This window comes from Streptomyces piniterrae, assembly GCF_005048155.1.
GTDB classification, from domain to species: Bacteria; Actinomycetota; Actinomycetes; order Streptomycetales; family Streptomycetaceae; genus Streptomyces; species Streptomyces piniterrae.
In genome coordinates this window covers 297,316-316,653 of sequence record NZ_SUMB01000005.1, presented here as the reverse complement: position 1 = coordinate 316,653, position 19,338 = coordinate 297,316, and the positions used below count along the sequence as shown (strand labels likewise).

Below are 19,338 nucleotides of genomic sequence, written 5' to 3'. Positions count from 1 at the left end.
TTCAAGTCGCTGCAGAATGCCCCAGCGGGTCGGAAAGCGTGCTTCGCAAATGCACGGAGGTATTGGATTCTGTACTTGAATGCGACGGCGATTCCTGGCCTGCCCCGCCAGAATGGGAGTCTATTCTCCCAGGATGGTTTGTGGATGCCTGCGCGAGCGGCGAACAATCAAGTGGAGCGGCTAGTAAAAAACGGACGCGCTATTCATGGATCAAAACCCTTGTCTCTGGCGTGCAGGAGGGCGAAGAGTCCCCCTGGAAACTCTCCAGTTGGACGACCCTCATGCATCCGGACGAGCGCGCATGGAGATGGTGGAGCGCAGATCTCCCCGACTCCGAAAGCATCGTCACAACCGTAACCGTAGATGGATATCCGTACTCGCTGGGAACTCTCGAATGGCTGCTGCGCGCGTCCGGCGCAAGTGATGTGGAGGTGGATGGCGAATAAAACCCATGACGGAACGGTAAATTCATCACCCGGCAACAGAATAGACGAGAATCATCACTGCGGAGTTGCATCCATGACAAAAAATAGCGAAGAACGCAACATCCCACTATTCCTTAAATACTTGGAACGGACTCTGGGCAGGGTCGCGGAATCGTTCAAACTCCCTGACGCGGAAGATGCGTACGCAGCCATGGAGTGTGCCAACAAGGCCGTGAACACTATTTACGTCAGCGAACGAGGATCCGGCGGCGGGAAGGGAGGGATTCCGGTATTCCGGAGTACGGATTCCGCAGGGCGGGCCCTCGCTCGCTTGGCAGGGCACTTGGGAGATGGCCGCACGCTGCTATTTACGGAGGAATCCGGAATCACGGCCGGAGTATTCAGTAGCCTCGACGAAGTGATCGATCGACTGGAAAACTTCAAAGGAGAGCGCACAATTGACCTTGTCCGACTGGATGGATCCGCCGGGATCACCGTTAATCGCTACCGGAGCGGGCGGGCTTTTTCCGCAAAAGACAACTGGGAGGTTGTTGCCTGGAAATTGAAAAGCGACAGCGTGGAATACATTCAACTGTAGTCGAGGCTTCCCCGAATTATCAGGCACCATCTCCTCTCATTACTCCAATCTTCCGTTCATCTGAGCCAAGCAGTGACGAAAGGTGACCTGTGACTACCTACGCCGATATACCCAAGCCCATACGCTCCGGCATAGTCATCGTCGAACCCGAGCTGGGAACGCCGCAGCGCATCATCGTGCTGCAGTTCAACCCGGACACGTTGGAGCGTTCCGTGACGCCCCAAGCTGCCGGAGGTGAGGGGGACGGCGGCGGAGGTGGCAGTGGCGGCGACCGGAACGAGGCCCTGCGGCTGAAAGGGCCCGCGCAGGAGTCGTGGAAGTTCACCGCGGAGATCGACGCCACCGATCAGCTGGACGTGGCCGCGCCGGACGGGATCCATCCCCAACTTGCCGTGCTGGAAATGCTCGTGCAGCCGACCACGGCGCAGCTGCGGGCCGCTTCCCACCTCAGTAAGAAGGGGACTATTGAGATCAGTCCCATTGAGATGCCGTTGACGCTTTTCACATGGGGTAGCAAGCGCGTCATGCCCGTGCGGCTGACGGAGTTGTCGGTCAATGAGTCGGCGTTCGATGTGAACCTGAATCCGATTCGGGCCTCGCTCAGTATCGGGATGAAGATCCTGACCGTGAGTGACTTGCCGGCGGGGCATCGCGGGGCCGAGTTGTATCTCGCGCACCTGGCGCAGAAGGAGCAGTTGGCGCGGGCCGCTCGGGGTGGGAGTTTTGCGGGGCTTGGGCTTGGTGGGAGGGGGATCTGAGACGTGATCGAGCCGTATGAGCGGGCGTTGGACGACGTGCCCGGGGCGCATCCGTATCCGCGGAGTAGTCGGTATGCCGAGGTGGAGATCGGGGTGCATCGCATGCCTGATGGGACCGAGGTGAGGTATGCGAAGCGGCGGTTGTTGCCGCGGCTGGAGGATGCGGCCGAGGAGGCTGTGCCGCACACCGTCAGCAGTGGTGAGCGACCGGACCATCTGGGGCAGCGGTACTTCGGGGATTCGGGGCAGTGGTGGCGGATTGCTGATGCCAATCCCACTCTCGATCCACGGGAGTTGACGGATGAGCCGGGTGAGGAGATAGCGGTTCCTCTGCCGGGTGGGTTCCCGGGTGGGATGGGTGGGCCGGGGGTGCGGGGGAATGGGTGATGACCAGCCGGTTGGGCGGGGGCCCATACATGTGTCGCTGCACATGGGGCCGAAGTCGGCTCGGCCGGTGCCCGCGGAAGTGACCGAGGCGTTGCTGTCGGCTCAGATCACGAGTACGGCGGGTGAGCGGTCCGGGTTTCAGATCGCGTTTGATTTGACCAAGAAGGGGGCGATTGTTGATCGGTTGCTGCCTGAGGGGTTTTTTGATCCCAAGACTCGGGTGATTGTGGCGGTGTCGATTAAAGGGACGCCGTTTGTTTTGCTGGATGGGTTGATTGTGCGGCAGGAGGTGGGGGCCAGTAATCAGCCTGGGCAGACCACCCTCACCATCACCGGCGAGGATCTCACGCTTCTCATGGACCTCGAGGAGCGGGCCGATCGGTATCCCAACCTCGCGCCCTCGCAGCGGATTGAGCGGATTCTGGGGAAGTACGCGGATTACGGGATCGATGCTCGGATCATCAGGGAGCAGATTCCGCAGCCGCCGCGGGAACAGTTGAGGGTTGACTACCAGGTCGGGACGGATCTGCAGTATGTGAATGAGTTGGCCAGGGCGAACGGTTATACGTTCTATCTGGATCCGGGGCCGGTGCCGGGGCGGTCGACGGCGTTCTGGGGACCCGAGCAGCGCCTCGGCCAGCGGCAGCACGCCTTGAACGTGAATATGGACGTCAACTCGACGGTTGATCAACTCACCTTTGCTTACGACGGGACCGCGAGGGAAGAGCCGCAGGCGCGGGTGCAGGATCCGGTGACGCGGCGGGCGCCACTGCTCGCGCAGCCGGATATCAGTCCGTTGCGGCCGCCGTTGGGGCTGCGCGGGTCGCCGGCCCTGAAGCGGAAGACGCTGAGCGGGACCGCGAAGCGGGATGAGGCGATCGCGAAGGCGGAGGCATTGGGAAGGGCGGCGACGTCTGCCGATGCCATTTCCGGGTCGGGGTCGCTGGACGTCAACCGGCACGGATATGTGCTGCGGCCAAGGGAGTTGGTCGGGGTGCGGGGTGCCGGGGTGACGTATGACGGCGATTACTACGTGAAGAGTGTGACGACCAATCTGCGCCCCGGGTCGTACCAGCAGAATTTCACCCTGTCGCGGGAGGGTCTGATCGCCCGTAGCGGGACCGTACGCCCGTAGCAGGGCCCAGGAGATCCGGAAGAGCCGGTAAATACAGAAGATCCAGAAGATCCAGGAGATGTACGCAGATGGCTGGTTCGCCCAACAACCGGTTCCTTGGCAAGTTTCGCGGCCGGGTGGTGGACAACAACGACCCAATGGGGCGGGGGCGGCTGATCGTCCAGGTTCCGGATGTGCTCGGTGAAGAGCCGTCGACGTGGGCACTGCCGTGTTTTCCGTTCACCGGGCCGCAGGCGGGGCAGGTGGTCGTGCCATCGGTCGGGGCGGGTGTGTGGGTGGAGTTCGAGCAGGGCGAGCCCAGTTATCCGATTTGGGTGGGGTGTTGGTACGGGAGCCGGGAGGAGTTGCCGGAGGATGCGCAGACCAGCCCTGCGACGGCACATCCCGTCGTTATTCAGACGCCCGGGAAGCACAAGTTGGTGATGTCGGATGTGCCGACGAACGGGATTTTGCTGGAGGCGCCGGGTGGCGCGTACGTGAGGATCGATGCGACCGGGGTCCATATCAACAATGGGCACGGGGCGTCGATTTCTCTGGTCGGGGATCAAGTCGACGTCAATGAGGGCCGGCTGACCGTGCCCAAGAGGCGATAGCGGATACGGGGGAGTCGATTCACGTGGTGAGCGGGAATCTCGTCCACGGCGGTGCGGTGATCAGCTGTCCGCATGGAGGGCGTGCGTTATCCAGCACGGCGGCGGGGAGGACGGGTAGCGGCGTGCGGATCGATGGCGCGGCCGTGTCCACCGCCGTGGACGTTTTCACGGTGAGCGGGTGTCCGCATTCCGTCGACCACCTGCCGCAGCCGTGCACGAGTATCCGCTGGACTCCGCATACCGATAACGACGCCGTACGGATCGACGGTGTGCCGGTGCTGCTGGACACGACAGCGGCGATGTGTTTCAGCGCCGGGCTGGTGCCGCAGGGCCCGCCGATCGTGGCGTCCGTCCACCAAGGCCAGCAGGTCCGACAGGGCCGGAACGGCCATCAGGGGGTGTCCAGCCGATGAGGGCTGCGAAGAAGGTACGTACCGAGATCGCTTTTCCGTTCCGGATCGATCGGCGGGGGCGGACCGCGCATTCCGCCCACGACGACCATGTGCGGGACCTGATCGAGCAGTTGCTGTTCACGAGTCCGGGTGAGCGGGTGATGCGGCCCGAATTCGGTTGCGGGCTGCTGGATTTGGTGTTCACGCCGAACAGTCCGGAGCTGGCGTCGGCGGTGGAGCTTTCGGTGCAGGCGTCGCTGCAGCGCTGGCTGGGGGATCTGATCGAGGTCGAATCGCTGGACGTGGTGAGCGAGGAGAACGTCGTACGCGTGTATCTGCGCTATGTGGTGCGCTCCACCGCGAGCCGGCGCGATGAAGTGTTCGAGGGGCGGGGCGGGATATGAGTGAACAGCAGGCCGTAGCGGCCGAATTGGTTTGTCAGGTCGATGGCCGGCGCGGGCGGATCAGAGCGGCGCAGCTCAATGGCATCGATGCGGTGGAGGTCGCGGATGACGGGGTGACACTGACCGTCACGTTCCTCGGAAAGGCCCCGCACGGCCTCTGCCCGGAGAATGTCCGTATCGACGGCGGGCGGCGGATCACCGGTATCGAAGCCCTGGAGATATCCGTCGAGCGGGAGGAGGATCCCGAGCTCGACGACCGGTTGCATGTCGTCCTGGACCGGACCGGGGACACCACCCGCTATCGGCTGTCCCTCGTCGAGACCGATCCGTACGGGCGGCCCGGCACCCAGCCTTACGAGGGTTTCGACCAGCGGTACTTCAGCCGGGAATTCGCCTTCGGAGCCGACTGCCCGAGCCCGTTCGACTGCAAGGACGACAGGGACGGCAGGAACGACAGGGACGGCAGGGACGACAAGGGCAGCAAGGGCGACGAGGGGCCGGACTGTCCGGACACCTTCAAGCCCGCCCCCGTTATCGACTACACCGCCCGCGATTACGACACACTGCGGCAGCTCGTCCTGGACCGGCTTCGGTTGACGACGCCCGACTGGGTCGAGCGCAATCCCGCCGATCTGGGCATGACACTGGTCGAGCTGCTCGCGTACACGGCCGACCAGATCAGTTATCAGCAGGACGCGGTCGCGACCGAGGCATATCTCGATACGGCCCGGCGGAGGGTTTCCGTACGGCGGCATGTCCGGCTCATCGACTATCCGATGCATGACGGGTGCAGCGCGCGGGCGTTCGTTTCCCTGGAGACCGTCGAGGAATTCACCCTCCTTCCCGGAGAATTCCGTTTCGCCGCCGTCGATACGAGGACATACGGGCCGCGCGACCGGCCCGAGATCGGGACCGTCATCGACGACCGGGAGCTGGCGGTGCTCGACGAGCGCGGCTCGGTGGAGGTCTTCGAGCCGGTGGCCGAGACGCCGCTCACCCTGCGGCCCGAGCACAACGCCATCCGGCTGTGGACCTGGGGCGGGGAGGTCTGCGCCCTGCCGAAGGGTGCGACGAACGCGACGCTGCGCGATGAATGGGCGGACGACGCCTGCGAGGCGCGCGTCCTCCGTCTCACCCCCGGTGACCTGCTGCTCTTCGAGGAGGTCAAGGGGCCGCGCACCGGGACCCCCGGCGACCAGGACCCGGCGCACCGCCAGACGGTCCGGCTGACCTCCGTCACCGAGGCCGTCGACCAGCTCGACGGCCAGCCGGTGCTGGAGGTCACCTGGGCGCAGGAGGACGCACTCGCCTTCCCGCTCTGCCTCTCCACCCGCGGCGGTACGGACTGCGCGCCGGCCCCGGACGTCAGCGTGGCGCGCGGCAATGTCGTACTCGTCGATCACGGGCGGTCGCTGACCTTCGGGGTCGAGCCGGAAGACGTCCCCGAGACCGTCACCGTCCCGCCCCTCCCCGCCGTCCTGGGCTCCTGCGAGCCGCCCGCCTTCGGCTGCGCGGACCACAAGGACAGCGGGAACGCCACCGCGCGCACCATCAACCACCACATGGAGAAAGCCGACTGCGGTCAGCCCCTCACCGCCGACGACATCCGTGAGCTGTTCACCGTCGTCGGCGAGGAGGCGACCTTACGAGCCGGGCTCGGCCTGGAGCTGGCCGGGCAGCGCCGCGAGAAGGTCGTACCGGGCACCGCGTACGCGCAGGCCACGGCGCTGCGCACGCTGCTCGCCCAGTCCGTCCACCCGGGCATCGCGCCGCGCTTCCGGCCTGTGCTGCTCCGCTCCCCCGTCGCCCAGACCGTCCCCTTCCCGCAGCCCGCGCAGGTCGCCGCGGGGCAGGCCGACCGGCTGGCGGGCATCCGCGAGCAGGTACGGGGGCGCCTCGTGGAGCTGTGGCGCAGCGCCCGCGACCACGACGGACTGTCGGAGGCGGAGATCGCCGAACTGGCGGTGCTCTTCGGGCTCAAGGTGCTGGAGAGGCTGGAGCTGCGCCGCCATCCCGTACGGGCGCTCCGCGAGCTGCTGCACCGCGCCGACCGGCTGCTGGACGCCAAGCTGCGCCGGCTGGCGGTGCTGACCGCGCGGGCGCGCGCGGGCACCGTGCTGGACGGCCATATCGCCTGGGAGATCGCCCAGAGCTGGGGTCCGGCGTACGCGGCGGGGCTGCACCCGGACGAGCCGGTGCTGCACGGCCCGGCCGCCGGCCTGCTGCCCGACCCGCGGGACGCACTCCCCGCCATACGGATCGCGGAATCCAGCGCGGAATCCAGCGCGGAATCCAGCGCGGAATCCATCGGGGAATCCCCGGAGCTCATCTGGTCCCCCCGCCGGGACCTCCTCCGCAGCGGACCCCGCGACCGGCACTTCGTCGGCGAGCTGGAGGACGACGGCCGGATCGCGCTGCGCTTCGGTGACGGCCGGTACGGGGCCCGCCCCTCCCCCGGCAGCCGCCTCACGCTCCGCTACCGCCTCGGCGGCGGTACGGCGGGCAATGTCGGTGCCGAGGCGATCAACCACCTGGTGCTGAGCCGCCCGCCGGAAGACGACAGCGCCCCCATGCCCGTCGCCGGGGTCCGCAACCCGCTTCCCGCCACCGGCGGCACGGCCCCCGAGCCGGTCGAGCAGGTGCGGCAGCTCGCCCCTCTCGACCTCAAACGCACCCGCCTGAGGGCGGTGACCGCCGCCGACTACGCGGAGCTGGCGTCCGCGCTCCCCGGTGTGCAGCGCGCGGCGGCCGAGATCCGCTGGACCGGCAGCGTCCAGGAAGCGCATGTGGCCGTCGACGCGCTGGGGACCGGTGCCCCCTCCCCCGCCCTCCTGGACTCCGTCGCGTACGCGCTGGAGAGCTACCGGCGGATCGGACACGACCTGGTCGTCGAACCGGCCCGGACGGTGCCACTGGACATCGCGATCGAGGTGTGTGCCGCCCCTGGCCACCAACACGGCCAGATCCTGGCCGAGTTGAGCCGGGTGCTGGGCAGTCGGCGGCTGCCCGGCGGCCGTCTCGGCTTCTTCCACCCGGACGCGCTGACCTTCGGCGAACCGGTCCGCCTCAGCCGCCTCACCGCGGTGGCCGCGGCCGTCCCCGGGGTGCGGAGCGTACGGGTGACCCGGCTGCAACGGCTCTTCCATCAGGACAACGGAGAAAGGGAGGACGGTGTGCTGCGGCTCGGCCCGCTGGAGATCGCCGTGTGCGACAACGACCCGGAACGGCCCGAGAACGGCCGGCTGGTCATCGAACTCGGAGAGTTCGGGGGTGCACGATGAGCGCCTGCGGATGCGGATGCGGCGGCAGCGACGAGCGCCGCGCCCCCGACGCCCTCTACAACCCGCCGGGCCGCACCGCCCTCGACTACCGCGTCGGCGACTACGGCACCTTCCTCGCCGGGATGCTGGACCGGCTCGCCTCGCCCGCCTACCCGGCGCTGCGCGGCCTGACGGTCCGCACCCCCGACGATCCGGCGATCGGACTGCTGGACGCCTGGGCGGTGCTGGGTGACGCGCTGACGTTCCACAGCGAGCGGATCGCGGACGAGGGATATCTGCGGACGGCGAACGAACATCGCTCGCTGGCCCTGCTCGGGCGGCTGGTCGGGCACCGGCCGCGGCCCGGCGTCGCCGCCGACACCCATCTCGCGTACACCCTGGACCGCGATCCGCGTGCCGAGGACCTGCCGGTGCTGATCCCGCGCGGGGCGCGCAGCCACAGCGTCCCGGCCGCCACCGACGAGGAGTCGCAGACCTTCGAGACGGACGAGGATCTGACGGCGCGCTGGGCGTGGAACGAGCTGGCGGTACGGCGCCGCCGGCCGGCCCAGCTCACCGAGGACGATCTGCGGACGCGGCCCGAACTGCTGGTCGCGGGCACGCATACGGCGCTGGCCGTCGGCGACCGGCTGCTCTTCGACTTCGGGGCGAAGCGGGTGCTGCTGCCGGTCGCGAAGGTGCGGCTGGACCGGGACGAGGACGTCACAGGGCTCGGGCTGCCGAAGGCCGCGCCGGCGTCGCTGAAGGAACTGGTGGCGGAGCTGCGCGAGTGGATCACGGAGCCGGCGGAGCCCGGCGACCCCGACGATCCCGACCACCCCGGGCCGCCCACTCCCGAGACCCCGAACCCCCACCCCGTCAGCAGGTTCATCGCCGATTTCGACGCCCAGGTGCTGGCGCCGCTGCGCAAGGACCTGGACGGCATCGCGAGCCCGGAGCAGTTCGTACGGCGGCTGGCCGGGCCGCATGAGCGGCTCGCGGAGGCGCAGGCGCTGGCGGGCCCGTACGAGGAGGTCGCCGCCTGGTTCGAGCAGTTGGAGGCGGTGGTCGGCGAACTGGCGGAGCGGGCCGGTGAGCTGGCGGGCGAGGAGCCGGCGGCTTCTCCGGGCGGGCCGGGTGAGCCCACTTCTGACGCGGCCCGGATCCCCGCCTCGCTGCGCGCCCTGGGCGCCGTACTCCCCGCCCTGCGCACCCGCGTCGTCCGCCCGCCGGCCGGTTCCGGTGGCCAGGGAAACCTCCTCGGTACGGGTTCGGACCTGGGCGCGCGGCTGCTGACCGCGCTGGACCCGCGGCTGTCCGACGGCCTCTACCCGGCCTGGCGGCGGGCCACCCCACCACCCCCCAAGGCGCCCGCCCCGGGCGTCCTGCGCGCCGTCCTGGCCATGCGGGCGACCGCCACGCCCTTCGGTGCGATGGCGCCCCTCAAGCCCGTGCAGGACGACCGCGGCCGGGTGATCAGGACGGCCGACTGGCCGCTCACCGGCGCCGCCCTGACCAGCATGCGGATCGTGTTCGACACGGCGGGCAAGGTTCCGGTGCGGGCCGAGTTCCAGCACATGGAGACCGGGAGCGCGGACCAACGGAGCGAGAACCTGCCCGTCGAGAACGTGCAGTTCACGCTCGGCCCCGGCCGGGTCGAACTGCACACCCGTACCGGCCAGGACCACGATCTGAGCTGGCTGGGCCGTCGCCCGGCCGACTCCCAGGAGCCGGGGGTCACCGCCCGGCTGCTGTCCGGCCTGCCGGACCGCACGCTGTTCGTGTCCCGGCCGGCCGAGGACGGCAAGATCCATATCGCGGTGGACAACGGCACACCGCTGGCCTGGGACCTCGGCCCCGGGCAGCACAAGCAGGTCCGGCACGGCGAGTACGAGATCACGGCGCGGGTGGCGTCCGGTGGCGAACCGCCGGCCGTGGAGATCGGCATCGCGACCGTGCCGAAGCCCGCCGACCGGCTGTCGCTGCCGCTGGACGGGGTGCACGACGGGATCACCGTCGGCAGCTGGGTCGCCATCGAACGGCCCCACAAGGGCAAGGACCCCAAAGACGATCCCGAGGCCGTCCCGGGCGACCCGAAGCTCGCGTTCGTCACCACCCGCGTCACCGCCGTCCGCACCGCCGTCCACACCCAGTACGGGATCACCGGCCGCGGCACCGTGCTCACCCTCGCCGACCCCTGGCTGGACGAGCACGACGTGGTGCTGTCGGCGATCCGGGACACCACGGTGCACGCCGCGGGCGAGGCTCTGCGGCAGGCGGACGACCCGGTGGGCGAGGACGTGCACGGCAACGGGATCGAACTAGCCGAGCTGTACGACGGGTTGCGGCCCGGCCGGTATCTCGTGGTGTCCGGGGAGCGCACCGACATCCCCGGGTCGGCCGGGGTGCGCGGCACGGAACTGGCGGTGATCGCCGGCGTCGACCAGGTCCTGGACCCCGAACTGCCGGGCGACCGCGTCCACACCAGGCTCACCCTGACCGCCGGTCTGACCCATCGCTATCTGCGGGACACGGTCCGTATCCAGGGCAATGTGGTGCCCGCCTCGCACGGCGAGAGCCGGGACGAGGCGATCGGCAGCGGCGACGCCGGGCGCGTCAACCAGACGTTCGCGCTCTGGCAGTCGCCGCTGACCTGGCTGCCGGACGACAACCCGCTGGGCGCGACTCCCGAGTTGGAGATACGGGTCGACGGGCTGCGGTGGCACGCCGTCGACAGCCTGGCCGGGCGCGGCCCCCACGAGCGGGTGTATGTGACCGGCACGGCCGGAGACCACGGCCGTACGACGGTGACCTTCGGCGACGGGGTGCACGGCGCCCGGCTGCCGACCGGCCACGACAACGTACGGGCCCGCTACCGGTTCGGCACCGGCCGGGCGGCGAACGTCGCCGCGAACCGGATCACGCAGGCCGTCACCCGGCCGCTGGGCGTCACCGGTGTCACCAATCCGCAGCCCGCGACGGGCGGCGCGGACGCCGACGGCCCCCGGCTGACCCGGCGCACCATCCCGCTGGCCGTCTCCGCGCTGGACCGGCTGGTGTCCCTGGCGGACTACGAGGACTTCGCCCGCTCCCGGGCCGGCATCGGCCGGGCCTCGGCGCGTGAACTCTTCGACGGGCGCCGGAAGGTGCTGCATGTGACGGTCGCGGGCGTGGACGACATCCCGATCGCGCCGGACGCCGAGGTGCTGCGAGCGCTCCGCTCCTCGCTCGCCGAGTACGGGGATGCCAGGCTGCCGGTGCGGGTGGACGTCCGCGAGCCGGTGCTGCTGCTGTGCGCGGCGAGGGTGAAGGTGGCGCCGGACCACTCCTGGCCGCTGGTCGAACCGCGGGTCCGGCAGGCACTGCTGGCCGAACTCGGTTACGACGGAAGGGAGTTGGGGCAGCCGGCGCAGCTGTCGGAGGTGCTGGCCGCCGCACAGTCGGTGCCCGGCGTCGACTATGTGGACGTGGACGCCTTCACCGGCATCCCGGCGTCGGTCACCCCGGACGAACTCGCCGGTCTGGCCGATGAGTTCACCTCCGTTCCGCGCACCTCGGTGCCGTCCCGGCTCGCCACCTACGAGGAGCGGATCCACGAGGTGACGGCGCCCGACGAGACCCTGTCCGCCGTCGCCGGCCGGCACGGCATCTCCCTCGCCGAACTGCTGCGCCTGAACCCGGACATCACCGACACCCGCCCGCTGGCGAAGGGCCGCGCGGTCCGCGTCTTCCGCGGGATACGGCCGGCCCAGCTCGCCCTGTTCTCACCGCAGGTCGCGGACACCCTGATCCTCACGGAGGTAACCCGATGACGTCGACCAGGGAGCCGGACGGGCTCGCGGAGCTGCTGCCGCAGTGGCTCCGGCTGCGGGACTCCGAGGATCCCGCGGCCGGTGAACCCCTGCGCGCCCTGCTGGCCGTGATCGCCGAGCAGGTCGATCTCGTACGCGACGGGGTGGCGCAGCAGTACGACGACTGGTTCGTGGAGAGCGCCGCCGAGTGGGTGCTGCCGTATATCGGCGATCTGGTGGGCTACCGCCCGCTGCCCGGCTACGAGCGGGTGCTGGCCACCGGGCTGCGGGACGGCGGGCTGCCGGACTCGTCCCGCAGACGGCTCGCCGAGGCGCTGGCGCCGCGCCGCGACGTGGCGGCCACCGTCGCCAACCGGCGGCGCAAGGGCACCCTCGCACTGCTGGAGGAACTGTCGCAGGACGTGGCGGGCTGGCCGGCCCGCGCGGTGGAGTTCTCCCGGCTGGTCGCGCACCAACAGCCGGTGAAGCTGTACGGGTCGGGCACGGAGGCGGTCAACGCACGGCGGGCCGGCCGCGGGCGGCTGGTGGACGTACGGGACGGCGCGGCGCTGGACCTGGCCGGCGGACCGTTCGGCACGGTGGCCAGGTCGGTGGACGTACGCAGCCTCAACTCCTCCCGCACACAAGGGGGTTACACCCCGGCCGGGGTCGGCCTCTTCGTCTGGCGGCTGAAGCCGTACTCGGTGACGCAGGCGCCCGCGTACTGCATCGACCGGGCCCGCAACCTCTACACCTTCTCGATCCTGGGCAATGACACGGCGCTGGTGACCCGTCCCGAGCCGGAGCCGTCCGCGACGCACATCGCGGCCATCGACAACGTGCCGGCCGCGATCCGGCGGCGCCAGCTGCACGACCGGCTCGCGGACTACTACGGTCCCGGCAAGAGCTTCACCATCCGGCGGGACGGCCAGGACACCCCGATCCCGCCGTCCGACATCGTCGTCGCCGACCTCGGCGACTGGCGCTACCGGCCCAAGCGCGGGCAGGTCGCCGTCGACCCGGAGCTGGGCCGGATGGCGTTCGGATCGCGCTCCGCCCCGCGGCAGGGTGTCTGGGTGGACTACCACTACGGGTTCGGGGACGACCTGGGCGGCGGTGAATACCTGCGGGAGGACCGCCGGGACCGCGAGAACCACGGCACTCCACCGGACGCCGCCGTCTACCGGGTCGGGCCCGGCCAGTCCTTCCAGCGGATCATGGACGCGTACGGCGAGTGGCGGCACGACCGGCGGGCCGGGCGCTGCGGCCCCGACGGGATCATCGAGATCACCCACAGCGGCGCCTACCAGGAGCAGCTGGACTTCGACCTGGACCCCGGCGACCGGCTGGAGCTGCGCGCCGCCGAGGGGACCCGCCCCGTCATCCGGCTGCTGGACTGGTACAGCAACCGGCCCGACGCGCTCAACATCCGTGCGCGGGAAGGCGATTCGGGAGACGGCGAGCGCGCCGAGGGCGAGCGGCCGCGGATCGTGCTGGACGGGCTGCTGGTCACCGGGCGCGGCCTGAACGTCACCGGCCCCATGGGTGCGGTGACACTGCGCCACTGCACCCTCGTACCGGGCTGGTCCCTGGAGCCGGAGTGCCATCCGGCCTCCCCCGAGGAGCCGAGCCTGGTCCTGGACCGGACCACCGCCTGCGTCGAGATCGACCGCTGCATCCTCGGCACCATCGAGGTCATCGGCGACGAGGTGGGCACCGATCCGCTGCCCATCCACCTCCGGGACAGCATCCTGGACGCCACCGGGCACGACCGGGCGGCCCTGTCCGCACCGGACTGCCGCCATGCGCACGCGGTGCTGCACGCCCACCGCACCACCGTCATCGGCGAGGTGCACACCCACGCCGTGCGGATCGCCGAGAACAGCATCTTCACCGGGCGGCTGCACGTCGCCCGCCGCGGCATCGGCTGCCTGCGGTTCAGCTACGTCCCGCCGGGGTCGCGCACCCCGCGCCGCTACCGCTGCCAGCCGGACCTGGCGGGCCCGGAGAACCCCTCCCGGGTGCGGCCCCTGCTGCGCGGCGAGCGCTACGGGTCGCCGTGGTACGGGCAGTTGGCGGCAAGCTGTGCCGAGGAGATCAGGCGCGGCGCGGAGGACGGCGCCGAGATGGGCGCGTACCACGATCTCTACCAGCCGCAGCGCGAGGACAGCCTGCGGGCCCGGCTCGCCGAGTACACCCCGGCGGGGACCGATGCCGGAATCGTGTTCGTGACGTGAACCACCTGCCCGTTCGCGACGTGAACCACCTGCCCGATCCGCCGACCGCCCACGCCGTTCGGCCTTCCGACCTCCTGACCTTCTGAAGCAACCCGTACGAGGGGGACCCCTTCCATGCACGCTGATCTCTCGCGCCTCACCTTCCGCCCGGACCGTCACTACTCCGCGGTGGTCGCCCAGCAGGGCCGCGTCCAACTGGACGCCGACGCCAACGAGCAGACCGCGATCCAGCTGTTCCAGGCCCGTACCCTCGCCGCCGACCTCATCGGCCGGCACGGCGGCCCGAGCGGCGCCACCGGCTTCAAGATCGACCTGCGGGGCGGGCCCCACGAACTGGACGACCTCGTCATCGGCGGCGGCCGCTACTACGTCGACGGCATCCTGTGCGACGCCACCCGCCCCCAGCCGGGCGTACCGGTCCCCGCGGCCGGGCACGACGGCGGCGAGGACGCGAGCGAGCCGGGCGACACCGGCGAGTCGGCGAACGCGCCCACCACCTGGACGTACTGGGACCAGCCCGACGGCTTCCGGGACCCGGAGCGGCCCGGCGACCGGCTGCCCAGCCAGTTCCCGTATCTGGCGTATCTGAAGGTGTGGGAGCGGAGCGTCACCGCGGCCGAGGACCCGGCGCTGCGCGAGGTCGCGCTGGGCTCGGCGCTGCCGGACACCGCGGCGCGCACCAAGGTGGTGTGGCAGGTGCTGCCGCTGCCCGGCACCGCGCTCGGCCTGGACGGCGACAACCCGCCGGTCGACACCCTCCGCAAGGCGTTCGCGGAGTGGGCCGACAAGCAGCGCGCCACCTCCCGTCTCGCCGCGCGCAGCGAGCGCCCGGACCACGCGGACGACGACCCGTGCCTGGTCGCCCCGGACGCCCGCTACCGGGGGCCGGAGAACCAGCTCTACCGGGTCGAGGTGCACGACTCCGGCACCGCGCGGGACGCCACCTTCAAATGGTCCAGGGAAAACGGTTCGGTCACCTTCCCGGTCGACGAACTCGACGGCACCTGGGTCGAGTTGGCGTCCCTCGGCAACGACGACAAGCTCGATCTGAACGTCGGCGACCGGGTCGAGTTCGTGGACACCGCCACTTCGAGCCGGGGTGAGGCCGCGCCGCTGCTGCGGGTGGAGGAGCTCGACCTGCCGGGACGGCGCGTACGGCTCTCGGACGAGCCGGCGCCGGGCGTCGGACGGCGGCCCGAGCTGCATCCGTTCCTGCGCCGCTGGGACCACCACGAGAACAGCGCCCGGCCTTCCCCCAAGCTCTCGGCTCCGCTCGAGCAGGGAGGTGCCCCCATGCGAGGAGCGAAGGCGGGCCGGCTGCACCACGGTGCGGTGCGGGTCGAGGAGGGCGGCTGGCTGCCGCTGGAGGACGGCGTCGAGGTGTACTTCGAGGCCGGCGGCACCTACCGCACCGGGGACTTCTGGCTGATCCCGGCCCGTACCGCGACCGGTGCCGTGGAGTGGCCGACGGATACGGCGCGGCGTCCGCTGCTGCAGTCCCCGGCCGGGATCGAGGTGCACTACGCGCCGCTGGCGTGGGTGCACGGCGAGCAGGCCGTACCGGATCTGCGGCTGGCGTTCCGGCCCCTGGCGGCGGGCATCCCCGCGGCGGACGACGCGGCGCTGGCCGCCGAGGCGCAGGCGCGGGCGGAGGAGGCGGGCGAGGGGCCGGGAAGTTTCGGCGGTTCCGGCGGTTCCGGTGAGTCTTCGACCGCCGCGTCCTCGTCCGCACCGTCCGCTCCGCCGAGCAGGTCGCAGACGAGCGCGGCGGCCGAGGCGGCGGTCGACGAAGGAGGTGCGGGCTGATGGCCACTCCGCTGACCGCCTCGAAGCTGCTGAAAGCGTTACACGACGAGGGCCTGGTCGTCCACGAGGTCCGCGACTGGCGCACGCACCACCGCAATTCCAAGGGGCCGTGGGGGCCGGTGCACGGGGTGATGATCCATCACACCGTCACCCAGGGCACCGCCCACTCCGTGGACCTGTGCTACGACGGGCACCCCGATCTGCCGGGCCCGCTGTGTCACGGTGTGATCGACAAGCAGGGCGAGATCCATCTCGTCGGCAACGGCCGCGCCAACCACGCCGGGCTCGGCGACCGGGACGTCCTGCGGGCGGTGATCGACGAGTCCGAGCTGCCGCCCGACAACGCCGCCGACACCGACGGCAACCGGCACTTCTACGGCTTCGAGTGCATCAACCTCGGCAACGGCGGGGATCCCTGGCCGGAGGAGCAGCGGCTGGCGATCGAGAAGGTCGCGGCGGCGATCTGCCGGGCGCACGGCTGGAGCGAACGCTCGGTGATCGGCCACAAGGAGTGGCAGCCGGGAAAGGTCGATCCGCGGGGCTTCACGATGGGCTCCCTGCGAGACCGGATCAAGCGGCGGCTGGCGACGCCGGCGGCGGGCGGCGAGGGTTCGGAGCCGGAGGCCGGTTCTGAGCCGGGGTCGGGATCGGGTTCGGAGTCGGGTTCCGGTACGGGTACGGACTCCGGTTCGGACGCCGGTGGCCGGGCGCCGGCACCGCCGCCGAAGCCGCGGCATCCGCCGTACGAGCCGTTCCCCGGCGGCGGGTTCTTCCACCCGGGGGCGCGCAGTGCGCTGATCGAGGCGATGGGCGAGCGGCTGATCGCCGAGGGCTGCGGCCGCTACAAAGAAGGCCCCGGTCCGGAGTGGACCGAGGCCGACCGCAAGTCGTACGCGGCCTGGCAGCACAAGCTCGGATTCAAGGGCAAGGACGCGGACGGGGTGCCGGGGAAGGTGAGCTGGGACCGCTTGCGGGTGCCCAACTCGCAGAGCTGACTCGGCAGTTGGAATGACTGCTAGGTGGCGGCAACCATCAATTGAGCAACCCCCACCGTGAGTCACCACCTCCGCGAGAGCGGCGCCGGCTTAGGCGCAAAAGGGAGCCGGGTGGCCCTCCCCCACAGAGGACCACCCGGCTGTTCATGGGGTTTCCGGCTCCGGCGTTACCCGATGCAGTCTGCCGCCGCAGACGACGAGCCGGTGGTGTGGGCCCGAGGGCCTCAGACGGCCTGGACCGGGAGGGCCGGCAGCGCCGGGATGTTGGCGGCGTTGGTCAGGTCGGCCAGGTCGGCGGGCACGGCCGGGACGGACGGGGCGGCGGGCACGGCCGGGACGGCGACGGCGTCGGTCGGGTTCGCCGGGACGGCGGGGACGGCCGGGGCAGCCGGGACGGCCGGGAGGGTGGCGGCGTCGGGCAGGTCGGCCGGGACCGCGGGCACGGCCGGGGCGGCCGGGACCTCAACGGCGTCGGTCAGGTCGGCCGGCACGGCGGGGACGGACGGCGCGGCGGGCACGGCCGGGACGGAGGGCGCAGCCGGGACGGCCGGGGTGGCGGGCACGGCCGGGACGGCGACCGCGTCGGTCAGGTCGGTCGGCACCTGAGCCGGCGCCAGGCCCTGCGCACCGGCGGCGGCAGTGGTGGCGATGGACTGCGCGTCGGCCGCGACGACGGTCACCAGGCCCTGCGCGAACGGGGTGGCGTCGGTGGACACACCCTGCGCGAGCACCTGGCCGTCACCGGCGACACCCTGCACGAAGGGGGTGGCCTTGGCGGTCACACCGGTCACGAACACCTGCGCGTGGCCACCGACCGCGGTCACGAACGGGGTCGCCTGGCCCTTGGCGTCACCGGCGAGCTGGCCGGCACCACCGACGGCGGTCTGCGCGACCGGCACGACCTTGATGACGATACGGCGGGCGACGGGCGGCAGCACGTCCTCGGCGGTCTGCTCGACGGTCGGGCGGACGGTGGCCAGGCCGCCCTGGGCGGTGTTGGTCAGCTGCTCGGGACGGATAGCGGCACCGGCGAGCGCGGCGAGCAGGTTGTCGGCCGAGCCGGGGGCCTTCGGCAGCGCGGGGGCCTTCGGCAGCTCCGGGGTGCCGGGCAGGCTCGGCACGTTGGGCAGCTCGGCCGACGGAACACCCGGGGTGGCGGGCAGCGACGGCGCGGCGGGCAGCTTGCCCTGGGCCAGCTTGCCGGCCTTCTTCGCGGCCTTCTTGGCGGCCTTCTCGGCCTTCTTCGCGTCGGCGGTCTTCTGGACCTTCTTCAGGTCGGCGGACGGCACGCCCGGCTTCTGCACACCGTCGAGGGCGCCGGTCACATCGCCGAGCGCGGGCGCCGACGGCGCGGCGGGCAGCTCGGGGGCCGATACGCCACCGAGGGCGCCGGTCGCCTTGTCGGCGGTCTCGCTCACGGTCGACTCGACGGTGCCGGCCGCGTCACCGGTGGGCAGCTTGGCGGCGTCGGTCACCGAGCCGGTGGCCGGCAGCTCCGGGGTGACGGGCAGCTCTGCGGCGTTCGCGGCGACGGAGCCCAGGGCCCACAGGCCGGTGGCGGCGGCGGCAACAACGATGGAACGGCGGATGTTCGAGCGCATGATGGCGATGTCCTTCGAATTCGGTGGGCTTTGACGGGCAGACCTGTCCACCCCCGCGCGGCAGGTCAGTTACAGACGCGGAGCGGTCTGCCCTAGCCGGGGAATTCGAGGATTTCTTCGGCACGCCGACGCGTCGGAGCGCCATCGGCCGTGCGGACGCCACCCGGCAGCAGCCGGAAGCGCGTCGGGTCCGCCGGGGAAGCGGCGAACTGGTCCCCGCCACGGGGGCCGTGGCCGTCACCCGCGGAGTGCGAGGAGGGCGCCACGGGGCCCTGCGGGAACTGGCCGGGAAGGCCGTCGTGCCCCTGGTCGCGCTGCTCGTGCGCGACGGGACGCAGCTGCCGGTCGGCCGGCTTGCCCAGGTCGTCGGCGAGAGCGGACGACGAGGCCACGGCGCAGTCGGCCGGCGCGGTGGCCCGCGAACCGGGCTGCTGCGCAGCGTCCGACGCGTCGCCGTCACCGGGCCCAGCGCCGTTGCCGGGTCCCGCCTGCTCACCGGACGGGAGGATCGCGGGCAGCGTGGCACCGGCCACGTCCCGGACGTCCTGTACGACCCCGTTCACCGGCTCGGTGAGGGGGTCGGTGACCGGCTGGAGGTGCTGTGCGGCGGGCCGCAGTGCGTCGTTGACCGCGGTGGACGCGGCCTTCTCGCGCTCGGCGAACTCCGTACGGGCCTCCTCGCGCTGCTGCGCGAACTCGGTGCCGGAGTCGGAGAGCCGGTCCGCCGCCCCGTCCCGGGTGGCGGCCCGGTCCGGGGTGGACGCCTCGGCGGGGGCCGTGTCCGGGGACGTCGCCCCGGTCAGTGCCGCCGCGCCCGTGCGGTCCTCGGCGTGGGCGCCGGGGCCGAAGGCGAAGCCGAGGGCGACGAAGCCCACCAGGAAGAGCCCCGCCAGCAGCACACGCCGCGCGGCCACCGTGCGCGGCAGGCGCACGGTGGCAGGCATGGCGAACACAGC

The 19,338-nt window shown here is 71.0% G+C and carries 14 protein-coding genes; 12 read left to right on the top strand and 2 right to left on the bottom strand.

Annotation, left to right across the window (positions count from 1 at the left end; all coding sequences use genetic code 11):
• Positions 1 to 363: 363 nt before the first annotated feature.
• The 12 genes from FCH28_RS17700 to FCH28_RS17645 all read left to right on the top strand — a co-directional run bounded on the left by FCH28_RS17700 (position 364) and on the right by FCH28_RS17645 (position 16,781).
• Entirely contained in the window at positions 364 to 1,023 is a 660-nt protein-coding gene (locus tag FCH28_RS17700; RefSeq protein ID WP_136741005.1) for a hypothetical protein, read from the top strand.
• A gap of 89 nt (positions 1,024 to 1,112) precedes the next feature.
• On the top strand, positions 1,113 to 1,781 hold the full coding sequence (locus FCH28_RS17695) for a hypothetical protein (RefSeq protein WP_136741004.1): 669 nt from the start codon (positions 1,113 to 1,115) through the stop codon (positions 1,779 to 1,781).
• 3 nt (positions 1,782 to 1,784) lie between these two features.
• Positions 1,785 to 2,168 carry a LysM peptidoglycan-binding domain-containing protein gene (locus tag FCH28_RS40110; RefSeq protein WP_136741003.1) on the top strand — a complete coding sequence of 128 codons (384 nt, stop codon included), beginning with the start codon at positions 1,785 to 1,787 and terminating at the stop codon, positions 2,166 to 2,168.
• Complete coding sequence (locus FCH28_RS17685) at positions 2,161 to 3,303, top strand: hypothetical protein (protein ID WP_136741002.1); 1,143 nt, start codon at positions 2,161 to 2,163, stop codon at positions 3,301 to 3,303. Before FCH28_RS40110 ends, FCH28_RS17685 begins: the two co-directional genes overlap by 8 nt.
• 68 nt (positions 3,304 to 3,371) lie before the next feature.
• Positions 3,372 to 3,896 (top strand): phage baseplate assembly protein V, encoded by a 525-nt coding sequence (locus tag FCH28_RS17680; protein WP_136741001.1) that lies wholly within the window; start codon positions 3,372 to 3,374, stop codon positions 3,894 to 3,896.
• Between the two features lie 122 nt (positions 3,897 to 4,018).
• Positions 4,019 to 4,309: a hypothetical protein gene (locus tag FCH28_RS17675; RefSeq protein WP_342781637.1), complete on the top strand. Its 291-nt coding sequence runs from the start codon at positions 4,019 to 4,021 to the stop codon at positions 4,307 to 4,309.
• The gene (locus tag FCH28_RS17670) at positions 4,306 to 4,692 is read left to right on the top strand and encodes a GPW/gp25 family protein (RefSeq protein WP_136741000.1); all 387 of its coding nucleotides are present in this window, start codon (positions 4,306 to 4,308) and stop codon (positions 4,690 to 4,692) included. Before FCH28_RS17675 ends, FCH28_RS17670 begins: the two co-directional genes overlap by 4 nt.
• Positions 4,689 to 7,973 (top strand): putative baseplate assembly protein, encoded by a 3,285-nt coding sequence (locus FCH28_RS17665; protein ID WP_136740999.1) that lies wholly within the window; start codon positions 4,689 to 4,691, stop codon positions 7,971 to 7,973. Before FCH28_RS17670 ends, FCH28_RS17665 begins: the two co-directional genes overlap by 4 nt.
• Complete coding sequence (locus FCH28_RS17660; RefSeq protein ID WP_136740998.1) at positions 7,970 to 11,764, top strand: putative baseplate assembly protein; 3,795 nt, start codon at positions 7,970 to 7,972, stop codon at positions 11,762 to 11,764. The genes FCH28_RS17665 and FCH28_RS17660 overlap by 4 nt, the downstream gene beginning before the upstream one ends.
• Positions 11,761 to 13,980, top strand: a complete 2,220-nt coding sequence (locus FCH28_RS17655) for a hypothetical protein (protein WP_136740997.1) — start codon at positions 11,761 to 11,763, stop codon at positions 13,978 to 13,980. The genes FCH28_RS17660 and FCH28_RS17655 overlap by 4 nt, the downstream gene beginning before the upstream one ends.
• Before the next feature lie 114 nt (positions 13,981 to 14,094).
• Positions 14,095 to 15,786, top strand: coding sequence for a DUF6519 domain-containing protein (locus tag FCH28_RS17650; RefSeq protein WP_136740996.1), 1,692 nt, complete (start codon positions 14,095 to 14,097; stop codon positions 15,784 to 15,786).
• Positions 15,786 to 16,781, top strand: coding sequence for a peptidoglycan-binding protein (locus FCH28_RS17645; RefSeq protein WP_136740995.1), 996 nt, complete (start codon positions 15,786 to 15,788; stop codon positions 16,779 to 16,781). Before FCH28_RS17650 ends, FCH28_RS17645 begins: the two co-directional genes overlap by 1 nt.
• Before the next feature lie 224 nt (positions 16,782 to 17,005).
• Here the strand turns inward: FCH28_RS17645 and FCH28_RS17640 are convergent, their stop codons facing one another.
• Both FCH28_RS17640 and FCH28_RS17635 read right to left on the bottom strand, forming a co-directional pair.
• Positions 17,006 to 18,382 (bottom strand): hypothetical protein, encoded by a 1,377-nt coding sequence (locus FCH28_RS17640; protein ID WP_136740994.1) that lies wholly within the window; start codon positions 18,380 to 18,382, stop codon positions 17,006 to 17,008.
• Positions 18,383 to 18,474: 92 nt separating this feature from the next.
• Positions 18,475 to 19,326 carry a hypothetical protein gene (locus FCH28_RS17635; RefSeq protein ID WP_136740993.1) on the bottom strand — a complete coding sequence of 284 codons (852 nt, stop codon included), beginning with the start codon at positions 19,324 to 19,326 and terminating at the stop codon, positions 18,475 to 18,477.
• Between the last annotated feature and the right edge of the window lie 12 nt (positions 19,327 to 19,338).

Bases quoted from the DNA above. Each gene is read 5' to 3' on its own strand.
- FCH28_RS17635 (WP_136740993.1), bottom strand. From the start codon at position 19,326: ATGCCTGCCACCGTGCGCCTGCCGCGCACGGTGGCCGCGCGGCGTGTG.
- FCH28_RS17700 (WP_136741005.1), top strand. From the start codon at position 364: ATGGATATCCGTACTCGCTGGGAACTCTCGAATGGCTGCTGCGCGCGT.
- FCH28_RS17670 (WP_136741000.1), top strand. From the start codon at position 4,306: ATGAGGGCTGCGAAGAAGGTACGTACCGAGATCGCTTTTCCGTTCCGG.
- FCH28_RS17650 (WP_136740996.1), top strand. From the start codon at position 14,095: ATGCACGCTGATCTCTCGCGCCTCACCTTCCGCCCGGACCGTCACTAC.
- FCH28_RS17655 (WP_136740997.1), top strand. From the start codon at position 11,761: ATGACGTCGACCAGGGAGCCGGACGGGCTCGCGGAGCTGCTGCCGCAG.
- FCH28_RS17665 (WP_136740999.1), top strand. From the start codon at position 4,689: ATGAGTGAACAGCAGGCCGTAGCGGCCGAATTGGTTTGTCAGGTCGAT.
- FCH28_RS17645 (WP_136740995.1), top strand. From the start codon at position 15,786: ATGGCCACTCCGCTGACCGCCTCGAAGCTGCTGAAAGCGTTACACGAC.
- FCH28_RS17660 (WP_136740998.1), top strand. From the start codon at position 7,970: ATGAGCGCCTGCGGATGCGGATGCGGCGGCAGCGACGAGCGCCGCGCC.
- FCH28_RS17640 (WP_136740994.1), bottom strand. From the start codon at position 18,382: ATGCGCTCGAACATCCGCCGTTCCATCGTTGTTGCCGCCGCCGCCACC.
- FCH28_RS17685 (WP_136741002.1), top strand. From the start codon at position 2,161: ATGGGTGATGACCAGCCGGTTGGGCGGGGGCCCATACATGTGTCGCTG.
- FCH28_RS17680 (WP_136741001.1), top strand. From the start codon at position 3,372: ATGGCTGGTTCGCCCAACAACCGGTTCCTTGGCAAGTTTCGCGGCCGG.